Annotated in this window: 8 protein-coding genes; 5 read left to right on the top strand and 3 right to left on the bottom strand. The window is 72.0% G+C overall.

The features are described 5' to 3' along the window. The first annotated feature begins 397 nt into the window (after positions 1-397). Positions 398-3901, top strand: a complete 3504-nt coding sequence (locus ACIBEI_RS25130; protein WP_398892458.1) for an AfsR/SARP family transcriptional regulator — start codon at positions 398-400, stop codon at positions 3899-3901. Between the two features lie 56 nt (positions 3902-3957). On the opposite strand, the gene ACIBEI_RS25125 is transcribed toward ACIBEI_RS25130, so the two are convergent. After that, positions 3958-5892 (bottom strand): sigma-70 family RNA polymerase sigma factor, encoded by a 1935-nt coding sequence (locus ACIBEI_RS25125; protein WP_398892456.1) that lies wholly within the window; start codon positions 5890-5892, stop codon positions 3958-3960. 321 nt (positions 5893-6213) lie between these two features. Beyond that, positions 6214-7008, bottom strand: a complete 795-nt coding sequence (locus ACIBEI_RS25120) for a TetR/AcrR family transcriptional regulator (protein WP_398892454.1) — start codon at positions 7006-7008, stop codon at positions 6214-6216. Positions 7009-7386: 378 nt separating this feature from the next. Between ACIBEI_RS25120 and ACIBEI_RS25115 the strand changes: the two genes are divergently transcribed. The 3 genes from ACIBEI_RS25115 (at position 7387) to ACIBEI_RS25105 (ending at position 11408) form a co-directional block, all read left to right on the top strand. Then, on the top strand, positions 7387-8751 hold the full coding sequence (locus ACIBEI_RS25115; RefSeq protein WP_398892452.1) for an NAD(P)/FAD-dependent oxidoreductase: 1365 nt from the start codon (positions 7387-7389) through the stop codon (positions 8749-8751). A gap of 123 nt (positions 8752-8874) precedes the next feature. Then, complete coding sequence (locus ACIBEI_RS25110) at positions 8875-10521, top strand: SpoIIE family protein phosphatase (protein WP_398892450.1); 1647 nt, start codon at positions 8875-8877, stop codon at positions 10519-10521. Between the two features lie 56 nt (positions 10522-10577). Beyond that, the gene (locus ACIBEI_RS25105) at positions 10578-11408 is read left to right on the top strand and encodes a class I SAM-dependent methyltransferase (protein ID WP_398892448.1); all 831 of its coding nucleotides are present in this window, start codon (positions 10578-10580) and stop codon (positions 11406-11408) included. An 82-nt stretch (positions 11409-11490) separates the two neighbouring features. Here ACIBEI_RS25105 and ACIBEI_RS25100 read toward each other — a convergent pair whose 3' ends face one another. Beyond that, entirely contained in the window at positions 11491-12762 is a 1272-nt protein-coding gene (locus tag ACIBEI_RS25100) for an MFS transporter (protein WP_398892446.1), read from the bottom strand. A gap of 148 nt (positions 12763-12910) precedes the next feature. On the opposite strand from ACIBEI_RS25100, the gene ACIBEI_RS25095 reads away from it, so the two are divergent. Continuing rightward, on the top strand, positions 12911-13459 hold the full coding sequence (locus tag ACIBEI_RS25095) for a MarR family winged helix-turn-helix transcriptional regulator (protein WP_398892444.1): 549 nt from the start codon (positions 12911-12913) through the stop codon (positions 13457-13459). Positions 13460-14007: the final 548 nt, after the last annotated feature.

The raw sequence follows: 14007 nt of genomic DNA, 5'->3' as shown, positions 1-14007 counted from the left end.
CAGCCCCCCCCAACACCCCACCCCCCCCACCCCCCCCCCCCCCCCCCCCCCCCCCCCCCCCCCCCCCCCCGCCCCCCCCCCCCCCCCCCCCGAGGCCGTTCAGGCCGATTTTCCACCCACCCCCGTTCAACCCACCCACCCACGCCAGCCCTCACTCACCCAGCCTGTCCGGCGTTTGAGGGCGAGGTCGTTCAGGCCGGTCTCCCACCCACCCCCGTTCATCCCACCCACCCACGCCAGCCCTCACTCACTCAGCCCGTCCGGCGTTTGAGGACGAGCGCGGCAGCGCGATACGGGGGTTCGGGGGCGGAGCCCCTGAGTCAAGGATGGGAATGGGTAGGGGCGGCGGGGGCGAAAAAGGTCGGACCTGCCGGGGTGGACCGGTGACAATGGCCCCGTGCGGTACAGAATTCTGGGCGTTGCCCAGGCGACGGACGCCCAGGGCAACGACGTGCCCCTGGGCGGCCCCCGCCTCCGCGCACTCCTGACGGCGATGGCCCTGCGAGCGGGCCGAACGACGTCTCCGGAGACCCTCATCGACGAGGTCTGGCCGGACAGCCCCGCGCACGCCGCCCCCGCCGCACTCCAGGCCCTCGTCGCCCGCCTCCGCCGAGCCCTCGGCAAGGACGCGATCACATCGGAGCCCGGCGGCTACCGCCTCGCCGCCACCCCCGAGGACGTGGACCTGTTCGTCTTCGAGCGCCTGGTCCGCGAGGGCAGGGCGCGACTGGACGAAGCCCCGGAGACAGCGGCCCGCACCCTCCGCGAGGCACTCGCCCTGTGGCGCGGCCCGGCCCTGGCCGACCTCCCGGACCGCACGACGGCCGCGACCCGCCCGGAATCCCTCCGCCAGGAGGCGACACGCGCGCGCGTGGAGGCGGACCTGCGCACCGGCCACGCCCACGACGCCGTACCGGAGCTGAGGGAACTCACCGAGACCCACCCCTACGACGAGCCCCTGCACGCCCTCCTCATCAGAGCCCTGCGCGACACCGGCCGCACGGCGGACGCCCTCGCGGCGTACGAGACGGCCCGCCGGGCCCTGGCGGACGGCCTCGGCACCGACCCGGGCCCGGAACTCCGAGCCCTGCACGGGGAACTGCTGAAGCCTCGGCCGGCAGCTCCGGCAGCTCCGGCAGCTCCGGCAGCCCTGGCAGTCCCGGCCGTCGCTCCGAGCCCGACGCCGCCCACGAACCCGAACCCGTACACCCCCACCACCCCCTCCAGAGCCGACCGCACCGGCAACATCCGCCCCCGCCTGAATTCCTTCGTGGGCCGGGAACCCGAACTCGACGCCATCCGTTCCGAATTGCACAGGGTCCGTCTCGTCACCCTCACGGGACCGGGCGGATCCGGCAAGACCCGCCTCGCCGAGGAAGCCGCCGCCGGGCATCCGCAGGCATGGCTGGCCGAGCTGGCCCCGCTCGACCGGCCGGAGGCGGTGACCAGCGCGGTCGTCAGCGCCCTCGGTCTGCGCGAGACCGTGCTGATGACCCACGAGATGACGGTGCAGCAGGACGACCCGGTCGCTCTGCTCATCGAGTACTGCGCCCCGCGCAGCCAGCTCCTGATCCTTGACAACTGCGAACATGTGATCGGTGCCGCGGCCGAACTCGCCGAGACCCTCCTCACCCACTGCCCGGGCCTCACCATCCTCGCCACCAGCCGCGAACCCCTGGGCGTCCCAGGCGAGTCCGTGCGCCCGGTCGAGCCCCTGCTCCCCGACCCGGCGCACCGCCTCTTCACGGAGCGGGCGGTGGCGGCGTACCCGGACGCCGACGTCAGCCACGACCCCGCCGTCGACGAGATCTGCCGCCGCCTCGACGGCCTGCCCCTGGCCATCGAGCTGGCCGCCGCCCGGCTGCGCATGCTCACCCCGCGCCAGATCGCCGACCGCCTCGACGACCGTTTCCGCCTCCTCACCTCCGGAAGCCGCACGGCGCTGCCCCGCCAGCAGACCCTGCGCGCGGTCGTCGACTGGTCCTGGGACCTGCTCGACGAGCCCGAGCGGACGGTCCTGCGCGAGCTGTCCGTCTTCGCGGGCGGCTGGGACCTGGACGCGGCCGAGGCCGTGTGCACCGGACCCGTGGCCGGGATCGTCGGCGCGCTCGTCGACAAGTCCCTGGTCGTCGCGACGCCCGGCCGGCGAGGGACCGGCGGCATGCGCTACCGCATGCTGGAGACGATCCACGAGTACGCGGCGGAGCGCGCCGCCGAGACCCCCGAACTGCGCGCCACGGCAGAGCGCCGGCACCGCGCGTGGGTCCGCGCGCTGGTCGAGGAGGCCGATCCGCTCCTGCGGTCCGCCGACCAGCTCCGGTGGATCGGCCGACTGGAGTCCGACCTGGACAACATCCGCGCGGCACTCCACCGGTGCCTCGTCGCCGCCGACGAGCCGGAGATGGGCTCCATCGTCCTCGCCATGGGCTGGTTCTGGTGGCTGCGCAACTTCCGCCGGGAGGGCGCGACCTGGACGGACCAGGCCCTGCGCCTGGGCACGGCCCTCGACAAACGCTCCTCCGACGCCTCCGACGCCTCCGACGCCTCCGAGTTCCGCGACACCTCCGACCCTCGCGGCTCCTTCAGCCTCTCCACCCCCTCCGACGTACCGGCATCGACCCCGCCCGTCTGCGGGAGACGTCCCCTGGAGGGGGTGCTCGACCTCGACGCCGTCGACCCCATGGAGGCCTACCTCGCCGACCCCGAGGCGGAGAAGGACCACCCCTCGCACCGGATCCGCATGAAACTGCGCATGCTGGATCTCTTCCTGAGGGCGGAGCTCGGCCAGATCCCGCTGAACGACGAGCGGACGCAGGAGTACGCCGGGGTCGTGCGGGCCACCGTGGCGCGGGGCGGGCCGGACGCGGCGCGGTTCCCCGGCATCATCTGGCCGCTGATGGCGTTCGTTCTCGGCAACACCGAGGGCATCCGCGACGACATGGAGAGGTCACTGGCCAACTGCCGGGAGCACGGCGGTGACTGGGAGATCGGCGCGGCCCTGCTGTTCGGCGTCCATGTGGCCGTGGACAGCCCCGGCGGTATGGATGGCGTCGACGAGACCCTCGCGGAGCTGCGGGCCGTCGCCCGGCGCACGGGGGACCGCTGGATGCTCGCCCAGGTGAGCAGCGCGGGCGGCGAGGCGGCCATGGCCCGCAGCCGTTTCGACGAGGCGAGGACCGAGTTCGAGGAAGCCATGCGGCTCGCGGTCGAGGTGGGGGCCTATGTGGAGACGCCGTTCCTCATCGCCCGCCTCGGCGAGATCGCCTACTACGTGGGGGACCGGGCCGAGGCTCTGGCCGCGCTCGACGAGGCGACGGCCGCGGCCGATCGCTACGCGGTGCCGGACTCAAGGGCGTTCGTCCTTCTCATGCGCTCGCAGGTGGCCTTCGACGACGAGGACTTCGTACGGGCCCGTGAGCTGCACGATGAGGCCCGCGCGGAGATGGACCGCGGCACACCGCCCGCTCAGTTCCTCGCCGCGCTGAACGGCCTCGGCGCGCTGCTCACCGCGGTCGAGGCGAGCCCCGGGCAGGGACTGCGCAAACTGGCCGACACCCTGCGCGAGGCCATGTCCGCGCGGTGCTCGGAGGTGGTCCTCGCCACGCTGGCCGAGCGGGCGGCGGGCGTCCTCAGCGACATCGACGACCACGCGCGCGTGGTCCGGTTCCTCGCCGCCGGCTCCCAATGGCGCCAGGGCCACCCCCGCCCGTTGCCCTACAGCCAGGAGTTCGACCGCGTCGAGGCCCTCGCCCTGTCCCATCTGGGCCGGCCGGCGTACGACACCGAGCGGCGCACCGGCGCGGGCCTCACCCCGGACGACGTCCTGAAAGAGCTCGTCGAGGCATCGGTCACGGTCACCGTGGCAGCCACGGCCGCCGCCACGGACAGCGACTGCCGCTGACACAGGCACCGGTCACCGGCGCAGGAGGTCGGTCGCGTTGGCGGAGCCGCGGGACCTCACTGACACCGGAACCGCGAATCGGCCCAGTCCGCCAACGCCACCGAGTCGAAGGGCGAATGCGGCTCGACGACCAGGCGGATCGTTTTCCTGCCGGTCAGGTCCACATGCACCGGCACCGCGCCATGACCGCCCTGGACCAGCCCCGACCGCCACATCCGGGCCCCGTCCGCGAACACGGAGAACCGCACCCGACCGAGCCCCATCGTCATGTCGTCGACCCCGACCACCGCGTCGTACGAGGAACACGTGCGGTTGAGGTCGATGGTGACCGAGGAGGCACCGTGGACGGTGACACCGTTCGCGTACGACGTGTCGGCGATCGACATGCCGTACCGCTGCCACACCCAGCTGCTCTCGCCGAGCCGCATCTCGGGCTTGGTGCCGTCGCCGGTGACGCCGTAGTCCAGCTGGTTCCACTGGAAGACCGCCGGGGGAGCGGGCGGAGGGGGCGGCTTCGGGGCCGGTGCAGGGGGAGGCGTCGGCTTCGGCGGCGGGGGAGTCGGTTTCGGAGTGGGCGTGGGGGTGGGCGCCGGCTTCGGGGTGGGGCTCGGCGTGGGACGCGGCGAGGGCGCCACGATCGGCACCGGCCGGTTCGGCGCGGGCTCCGCCTTCGGGGGCTTCGGCGACGGCGAGGGCACACGCGGTTCGACGACGGGCGGGGACGGCTCCGGCTTGGCCACCGGGTCCTTGGGCTTCACCTCGTCACCGGACAGCGCGAGCGCCACCACGGCGACGGCCGCCGCGACGACACCGGCCGCGATGCCCGCCTTCACGGGCGCCCCGAGCCCCTCGGCTGCGGCCCCGCCACCGGCGCCGGCCCCGCCCGAGCTGCCGCCCGCCGCCGACGCGGCCCCCGCGGCACCGGCCGCACCCACGCCGGCCCCGCCCGCGATGAGCGCGGCCGCCTTCGCGTATCCGGCGGCACCGAACCAGCCGATGACGGCGATCGGTACGACCGCGGGGATCCCGCTGGCGACTTCCTTGATCTGACCGGCGGCGAGCCGGCACTTGGCGCACTCCTCCAGGTGCTTGCGCAGCCCGCGCTCGGCACGCGTGCGCAGCCCCCCGCGCGCGTACGCGCCGAGCCGGTCGGCGTAGCGCGCGCACTCCTCGTCGGTGGTGAGCGTGACGCTCACATGGGCCTGGAGATATGCCTGCTTGAGGCCCTCTCGGGCCCGACTGGCCAGGACGCGCGTGCCGTTGGCGTCCAGCCCGAAGAGCGTGGCGACCTCGCTCGGCGACTCGTCCTCGACCTCGGTGTGCCAGAGCACGGCCTGCCACCGCTCAGGCAGCGACCGGAACGCCTGCATGGCCATCGACTGCTCGGCCTCGTGCATCGCCCGTACGTCCGCGCCCAGGTCCAGTGTGTCGTCGTCGGACACCTCGGAGCCGCGCGCGGCCTGCGCCGCGAACACGGCGAAGTCGTCGACGAGGTGCTCGCGCCTCGCCGACTTGGTCCAGCTCGCCGCGACGCGGCGTACGGTCGTCAGTAGATAGGCGCGTACGGCGTGCTCGGGGCCGCGCCCGCCGCGTACGGCCTGGAGCATGCGGGCGAAGACCTCGGCGGTGAGGTCGTCAGCGGTGTGGGCGTCCCGGCAGCAGGTGCGCGCGTACCGGCGGACGGCGTCCGCGTGGCGCCGGAACAGCTCCTCGTACGCGGTGTCGTCGCCAGAGCGCATCCGCTCGATCAGCTCGGCGTCGGCCGGCGGCAGCTCGATCGGGGGCGGCAGGACGCCGCTGTCGTGCCACTCACGCCGATCCCGCTGCGGCGGAACGGCCTCCGTGGCGGCGCCTCTGCCCGGCACGTCCTCCGGGGTTCCGGCAGGGGTGCCCTTCGCCCGGCCGCCCTGGCTCGGCACCTGCCGCGACGGCAGCCCACCGGCCTCCGTGCCACCCTCGCCGGGTGACTCGTCCCGCCCGTCAACGCTCATCGCGGAAAGCCCCCGCCTGCACACTCGGACCCGAACACCGGGAAAGAGTGCCACACGGACCCACCGCCGTTACCCGGAGGAACGGACCAACCACTCGTCCGTGGAGACTTGCCGAACCACAGCACTACCGTTCACCCGAACGGGGAAGACTCAACCGCCTTCCCCGCTAACCAAGTTGACGAAAGCGTGCCCCGCAAGGGGCGCGGGGAACTGCGCGATCAACCCCCACGCCCCCGCACCCGACAACGAACCCACACGCATCCCCGCCGCAGGCACCTGCACCCCCCGCCGGAGGCACCCGCACCCCGCCGGAGGCACCCGTCACGCCGGCCGCGACCGAAGCCCCTCCAACAGAATGTCCAGCAACCGAGCCGAAGCCGCAGCCTGCTGAGCCGCGTCCGGCAGAGACGGCGCCGCCGTGGCGATCACCAGCAGCACGTCCGCCACCGTGACGTCCGCACGCAGTTCACCCGCCGCACGCGCCCGGTCCACGAGCCGCCCCACGACCTCCAGCAGCTGCGCCGCACCGGCGTCGTCCTCGATCGACACGACCTCGACGGACTCCTGCACGGGAGCCGGCCGCTGCTCCACGAGCCGCAGCTCGGGCGAGAGCGGCTGGGACCGCTGCTGCGGCACCCGCGTCTCGTCCAGGACCGTGCCCTCGGACCCCTCGTCGCCGACGCCCACCCGCAGGATCTGCGGAGGCAGCAGCCGCCCGGCACCCGAGGCCACCGACGTCCGCAGGAAGCGCGAGAGCGCCGACCACGGCTCGTCCTCCTGACCGAGCGCGGAGCGCGCCTGGTCGGTCAGCCGGGAGGTCTCCTCCTCGGCTATCCGCCGGACCAGGACGTCCTTGCTCGGGAAGCGCCGGTACACCGTGCCGACACCGACGCGGGCGCGCCGCGCCACGTCCTCCATCGGCGCGCCGTACCCCAGCTCGCCGAAGACCTCACGGGCCGCTCGCAGTACGTGCTCAAGATTGCGCTGTGCGTCCACGCGCAGTGGCGTCGTGCGCGACGGGTCCCCCACGCCGCGTCCGTTCGATGCCGCCGCACTGATCGCTCCGCCCGCTCCGATGGCAGACGCGGAAGACCATTGAGAGTCCTGAATGTGCATATGTGTTCCCCCGGTAATGACGTCTCCCCCCGGAGACTCTCCCCGCCATTGACAGCCGGAGCGAGCGGAACAGCCTTCGCCGCGCGGTCTCGCCGCACGAACCCGTCGAGCGCATCCCCCTACACCCCGATGACACACGAACATAGTTGAGTGGGGGTCAATTCAGAAGGGGCAGGTTCCGCACGGAGCGCCCCCCGATCGGACTACGGGCCGCATACGTCCCGGTTGCGCCCCCTACTTCCACCCCGCTCACACCCGCTGACCTGCGAAGCTTCCCCGCACTCCGGCAAATCGGCCAACCGTGCGCGTCTCAGGCGCCCGGTCACACAAATTGACGGGCCTGTGGACAAACTCCCGTAGCCGGTGCGTCATGGGTGAGTGAAGGAACGTGCGCGCATTCTCGTTGTCGGCGGCGGCTACGTCGGGATGTACACCGCTCTCGGGCTCCAGCGGAAGCTGAAACCCGAGCTCAGGCGGGGCGACGTGGAAATCGTCGTGGTGACGCCCGACCCGTACATGACCTATCAGCCGTTCCTGCCCGAGGCCGCCGCGGGCTCGATCTCACCGCGTCATGTCGTCGTGCCGCTGCGCCGCGTCCTCGACCAGTGCCGGGTCGTCATCGGCGAGGCCGCGTCCATCGACCACGCCAAGCGCACCGCGACCCTCACCACCCTCGCCACCGAGGAGGAGGGCACGGGCCCCGAGCAGATCACGTACGACGAACTCGTGCTGGCCCCCGGCTCCATCGCGCGGACCCTCCCGATCCCCGGACTCGCCGAGTTCGCCATCGGCTTCAAGACCGTCGAAGAGGCCATCGGGCTGCGCAACCACGTCATCGAGCAGATGGACATCGCCTCCTCCACCCGCGACCCCGCGATCCGCGACGCCGCCCTGACCTTCGTCTTCGTGGGCGGCGGTTACGCCGGAGTGGAGGCACTCGGCGAGCTGGAGGACATGGCCCGCTACGCCGCGCGGTACTACCACAACGTCAAGCCCGACGACATGAAGTGGATCCTCGTCGAGGCCTCGAACCGCATCCTCCCCGAGGTCGGCGAGGACATGGGCAAGTACACCGTCACCCAGCTGCGCCGCCGCAACATCGACGTACGCCTGGAGACCCGCCTCGACTCCTGCGCGGACCGCGTCGCCGTCCTCAGTGACGGGGCGCGCTTCCCGACCCGTACGGTCGTGTGGACCGCCGGAGTGAAACCGCACCCCGTTCTCGCGGCCACCGACCTCCCGCTGAACGAACGCGGCCGCCTGAAGTGCACCGCCCAGCTGACCGTCGACGGCACCACGCACGCGTGGGCCGCGGGAGACGCCGCCGCCGTCCCCGACGTCACCGCCGCCGAGCCCGGCACGGAGACCGCCCCCAACGCCCAGCACGCCGTGCGCCAGGCCAAGGTCCTCGCCGACAACATCGCCCGCTCCCTGCGCGGCCAGCCCCTGGAGACGTACGCGCACAAGTACGTCGGCTCGGTCGCCTCCCTGGGGCTGCACAAGGGTGTCGCGTTCGTCTACGGGCGCAAGCTGAAGGGCTACCCTGCCTGGTTCATGCACCGCGTCTACCACCTGAGCAGGGTGCCCACCTTCAACCGCAAGGCCCGCGTCCTCGCCGAATGGATCCTGTCGGGGCTCTTCAAGAGGGAGATCGTCTCCCTCGGTTCGCTCGAACATCCCCGTGCGGAGTTCGAACTCGCGGCCGGTGGAAAGCCTCCTCAGAACCCGAAGGGGTCGTCCTGACCGGACCAAGGAACTCCATCGGCCGCGCCCGCGTCTGACGGATGTCGGTCCGGTCGGACACACTGGTCCACACCATGGGCGGGCCGACCGCTCGCTCCTCAAACCCACGAGGCCTGTCCCACTGTGAACTTCACGCGCTGGAGCGCCCGGCTCCCCGGAACGCAGCGCCGCGCGGCAGCGCGGACCGAGGATTCGCCGACGGCGCTCCCTTCGGAGGGCTCCGTGCCCGCGGCACGCGCCGAGCGGCTGTCCGACGCCGCGCTCCTGCCCGTCGTCGACGAGCTGCCGGTCCGCGAGGTCCTCGACCGCATCCCCGCCCTCGTCGCCCTGGTCCAGGGCCCGGACCACCGTCTCGCGTACGTGAACGACGCCTATGTGGCGGCGTTCGGCGTCCGCCCGGCCGGCGAGCCCGCCCGCACCGCGCTCCCCGAACTGGCCGAGATCGGCCTGCTGCCGCTCCTCGACCAGGTCCTGCGCAGCTCGAAGCCCCGTACGGTCAAGTCCCGCAAGGCCCCCGGCGGCCGCTCGTACACGTTCACGTGCACACCGGTCGAGGTATCGGCCACCCCCGAAGGGGGTGGCGTACTGATCTTCGCCGCCGACGTCACCGACCACGCCGAGGCCGCCGAGCGGCTGCGCGCCAGCGAGCGCCGGCAGCGCGAGACCGCCGTCACCCTCCAGCGCTCCCTGCTGCCCCAGGAGCTCGAGGAGCCCGACGACCTGCGCGTCGCCGCCACCTACCACCCGGGCGGCACGGAGGCCGCGGTCGGCGGCGACTGGTACGACGTGATCACCCTCGGCGGCGGCCGCACCGCCCTCGTCATCGGCGACGTCATGGGCCGCGGCGTCCGCGCGGCGGCCGTCATGGGCCAGCTCCGCACGGCCGTCCGTGCCTACGCCCGCCTCGACCTGCCCCCGCACGAGGTCCTCCAGCTCCTGGACGGCCTCGCCATGGAGATCGACGCCAACCAGATCGCCACCTGCGCGTACGCCGTCCACGACCCGAACGAGGGCCGGCTGGTGTACGCCTCCGCCGGCCACCTCCCGATCCTCGTCCGCGACGAGAGCGGCACGGTCCTGCGCGCCGACGAACCCACCGGCCCGCCCCTCGGCACGGGCGGCTGGATGCACGCCTCCGGCTCGATCCCCCTCGGCCCCGGCTCCACCGCCGTGCTCTACACCGACGGCCTGGTCGAGCGCCGCGACGCGGACCTGGACGAGGGCATCGCCTCCCTGGAGCGCGCCCTCGCCGGCGCCACCGGCACCCCACAGGTCGTCTGCGACCGCCTGGTCCGCTCGGCGGGCGTGACCGCCGACCACGACGACGACGTCGCCGTCCTGGTCCTCCAGCACCCGGCCCGTACGGGACCGGACAGCGAGCTCTTCCGCAACGCCGCCCTGGAGCTGCTCGGCGGAGTCGAAGCGGCCCCACGCGCGCGTGCCTTCGCCTCCGGCGTCCTCACCAGCTGGCGCTTCCCGACCGACCTGCACGACCTCGGCGTACTGGCCGCGAGCGAACTCGTCGCCAACTCCCTCCAGCACGGCACCCCGCCCATGCGCCTCAGACTCCGCCGCACCGACCGCCGCCTCATCGTCGAGGTCACGGACGGCGACGACCACCTCCCGCGCCGCCGCCGCGCCGAACCCGCCGACGAGTCCGGCCGGGGCATCGCGATCGTCGCCACCATCGCCTCGAACTGGGGCTCCCGCCGCACCCCGGGCGGCGGCAAGGCGGTCTGGTGCGAGTTCGCACTTCCGCGCACCACCTGACCCAGGAGCCGCGCGCCATCTGGTCGGACCCGGCCTGCGGTGCTAGTAGCTCACCCATGGCTAGCTCACCCCAGGCAGACGAAACGGGCTTTCAGCTCAAAGGCAGCGCTCCCGAGCGCTACGAGGAGTACGGCGCACCGATCAACGCACCGTTCGTCGAGGCGGTGCTGGACGCTGTGGACCTGTGTCCCGGCCACCAGGTCCTCGACCTGGCCTGCGGCACCGGCTTCGTGGCCCGCGCGGCCGCCGCCCGGGTCGGCCCCACAGGCCATGTCGCGGCCGCCGACTTCAACGAGGGCATGCTCAAGGTGGCCGCCGCCAAGGCACCCCGCATGTACCCGGACATCGAGTTCACACCGGCCCCCGCCGACCACCTCCCCTACCCCGACGACACGTTCGACGCGGTCCTCTGCCAGCAGGGCGTCCAGTTCTTCCCCGACCTCGGGGCGGCTCTCGTAGAGGCGTCCAGGGTCCTGCGCTCCGGCGGCCGGTTCGCCGCCACCGCCTGGGCCGCCCGGGACCGTTCCCCGTACTTCATGGCCCACGACCGGGCCATCACCGAGTACGGCGGCCCGGAGGCCGAGGCGCACTTCGCGATGGCCTTCTCCTGCCCCGCCGAACGCCTGACGGCCGCCCTCACGGACGCGGGCTTCCACGACGTGGTGAGCCGTGACGTCACCTTCGGCATCACCCTGCCCCCGCTCGCCGCCTTCGCCCGCGGCCACCTCTCGGCCGTCCCCTGGGGCCAGGCCATCGAGGACGCCGGCGGCCCGGACCGCCTCACCCAGGCCGCCGAGGCGGTGGCCGCGACCCTCACCGACCACACGAACCCCGACGGCACGGCAACGCTCCCGTTCACGTCCACCCTGGTGACAGCCGTCCACTGAACACCTCCGCGCAAAACACAGAACGGCCGCCACCACATCAGTGGTGACGGCCGTCCTGGCTTTCTCAAGCCCTGTACGCCAGTCAGGCGGCGGTCTGCACCGACTCCGCCGAAGCCCCGCCCCGCGCCACGACCCGGCTCTTCGCCAACGCCGGCTGATTCTGTACGGGAGTGAGCTGCTTCCCCAGCCGCACCGCCAGGAACGTGATCCCCAGCGAGAACAGCAGGAACGTCACGACGTACGGAGCATGCAGCGAGGCCCCCATCGGCCCGCCCACCGCGGGACCGATCGCGAGCGCCAGCTGCTTCACCAGGGCGAAGGCGGAGTTGTACTGCCCCGCCATCCCGCTCGGCGCCAGATCCGCGACCAGCGGAGCCACGGTCGGCGACAGCATCGCCTCTCCGAGCCCGAACAGCGCGTACGTCGACACGAACGCGGCCGTCGCCATGGTCTGGCCGGCGTGTCCGAGCCCCGCGTACCCGGCGACGACCCAGGCGAAGGCCCAGATCAGGCCGACAGCGCCGATCACCCGGGACCGCTTCCGCCGCTCGACGAACCGCAGCACGGCGAACTGGGCGACCACGATCATCGCCGTGTTCGCGGCAAGCGCGGTCCCGAGCGCGGACGTGGAGATCCCCGCAGCCTCGACGCCGTACGCGCTCAGCCCCGACTCGAACTGCCCGTAGCAGGCGAAGAACAGCACGAAGCCCACCGCACACAGCTGCACCATGGCCCGGTTGCCGAGCAACTGCTTCCAACTGCCCCTGGCCCCGCCCGGAGCCGCCTCGACCTTGGCCGTACGCGGCATCCGCACGGTCACCATGACCACGACGAGCAGCAGGAACATCGCCGCCTCGATCGAGAACAGCAGCGTGAACGAGCCGGCCCGCGAGGCGTCGACGAGATGACCGCCGATGAGCCCGCCGACTCCGAGCCCGAGGTTCTGCAGGAAGAACTGGGTGGCGAAGGCGCGCGACCGCGTCTCGGCCGACGAGAAGTCCACGATCATCGTCGCGAGCCCCGGCTGCATCACGGCCTGACCGGCACCGAGCGCGGCCGCCGACAGCAGCACGGTCGTCGAGCTGCTCGCGAGCCCGAGGCTCAGTGCTCCGACGGCGGCGGCGAGCAGGGCGGCGAGCAGCACCGGCAGCGGGCCCCGACGGACGATGGCCCGCCCGGCGAACGGCAGCACCACGAGCGCGGCCACGGCGAAGACGGCGAGCACGAGCCCCGCCGTCATCGCACCAAGATCCCGTACCTGCGCCACATAGACGTACAGATACGGGACGGTAAAGCCGAGCCCGAACGCGCTGAGTGCGTTGCCCACATGGATCCGGCGCATCTCAGCGCCCATCGCCCTGGTCACTTTCACCTGCCTTGGTAGGAGAAGTCTTACGTCTGCCTCAGGAGTTAGAGGTGAAGACTTCGAAGCTAAAGTTAGGATCTAAACAGTACATCCCGAAGGACTTCAATGCCAAGCGGGCGCGTGCCATACTGCGGCCATGGGTGACACCCGCCGCGTCAGCGAGCCGACGATCGAAGAGCAGATCGCCGCCTACCAGCGCGAATTCCAGGACCTAGACCCCCAGGTCGAGAAGATCGTCTCGGCGCTGGGCCGCCTGAACCGCCGTATGAACGTCGCCTACGGCCGCCAGACCGCCACCCTCGGCATGAGCAACGCCGAGTGGGAGGTCCTCAAGGCCCTCGTCCTCTCCGGCGCCCCCTACCGAATGGGCCCGAGCGACCTCGCCAAGCGCCTCGGCCTCACCCCGGCCGCCATGACCCACCGCATCGACCGCATGGTCGCGGAGGGCCTGGTCACCCGGGAACGCGACGAGTCCAACCGCGTACGCGTCATCGTGGAGCTCACCGAGGAAGGGCGCTCGAAGTGGCTGGCGGCCATGCGCCTCGCCTCCGTCTTCGAGGAGGAGCTGCTCCAGGACCTCTCCGCGGACGAGCGCGGCGTCCTGGGCGAGGTGCTGACCCGGCTGCTGCGCCGCGTGGAGCACGCCCAGCCGGACGCCGGCGGTCGGCTCACCGACCTTGACTGAGGCCCGAGTTGGGGCTCGGCCCCGGCTCGGACTTCCTGTCAGCCGCTGGTTTGCCGGATGGCCGCCCGGGGGAGACTTGACACTCCCCTCGCCGATCCGTAAGGTTCTTCGAGTTGCCACGGGGCCGTAACGGTTCTGCGACAGCACCTCCGCCGCAGAAGCGGCACACCAAACCATCAGCACGATCTCCCCAGCGGGGCGAATTCGGCGTGCCCGAATTCAATTCGATTTTGGGGTCGGCAGCCCGATTAGGAACTGCCGAGAGGATCCGCTAAAGTTTGGAACGTCGGAACGGCCCAACAGCCGCAAAGACAAACCCGGTTGACAGGGGGTCAGGCCCGAAAGGATCTGATACAGTCAACACCGCCGGAAGGCCGAAAGGCCGGAAAGCACCGAGGAAATCGGATCGGAAAACGGTCTGATAGAGTCGGAAACGCAAGACCGAAGGGAAGCGCCCGGAGGAAAGCCCGAGAGGGTGAGTACAAAGGAAGCGTCCGTTCCTTGAGAACTCAACAGCGTGCCAAAAATCAACGCCAGATATGTTGATA

This window comes from Streptomyces sp. NPDC050988 (genome assembly GCF_044456225.1).
Taxonomy (GTDB): Bacteria; Actinomycetota; Actinomycetes; order Streptomycetales; family Streptomycetaceae; genus Streptomyces.
This window is presented reverse-complemented; position numbering and strand designations above follow the sequence as displayed.

Excerpts from the sequence above, each read along its gene's own strand:
- ACIBEI_RS25105 (WP_398892448.1), top strand. The coding sequence starts at position 10,578 with ATGGCTAGCTCACCCCAGGCAGACGAAACGGGCTTTCAGCTCAAAGGC.
- ACIBEI_RS25095 (WP_398892444.1), top strand. The coding sequence starts at position 12,911 with ATGGGTGACACCCGCCGCGTCAGCGAGCCGACGATCGAAGAGCAGATC.
- ACIBEI_RS25100 (WP_398892446.1), bottom strand. The coding sequence starts at position 12,762 with ATGGGCGCTGAGATGCGCCGGATCCATGTGGGCAACGCACTCAGCGCG.
- ACIBEI_RS25125 (WP_398892456.1), bottom strand. The coding sequence starts at position 5,892 with ATGAGCGTTGACGGGCGGGACGAGTCACCCGGCGAGGGTGGCACGGAG.
- ACIBEI_RS25120 (WP_398892454.1), bottom strand. The coding sequence starts at position 7,008 with ATGCACATTCAGGACTCTCAATGGTCTTCCGCGTCTGCCATCGGAGCG.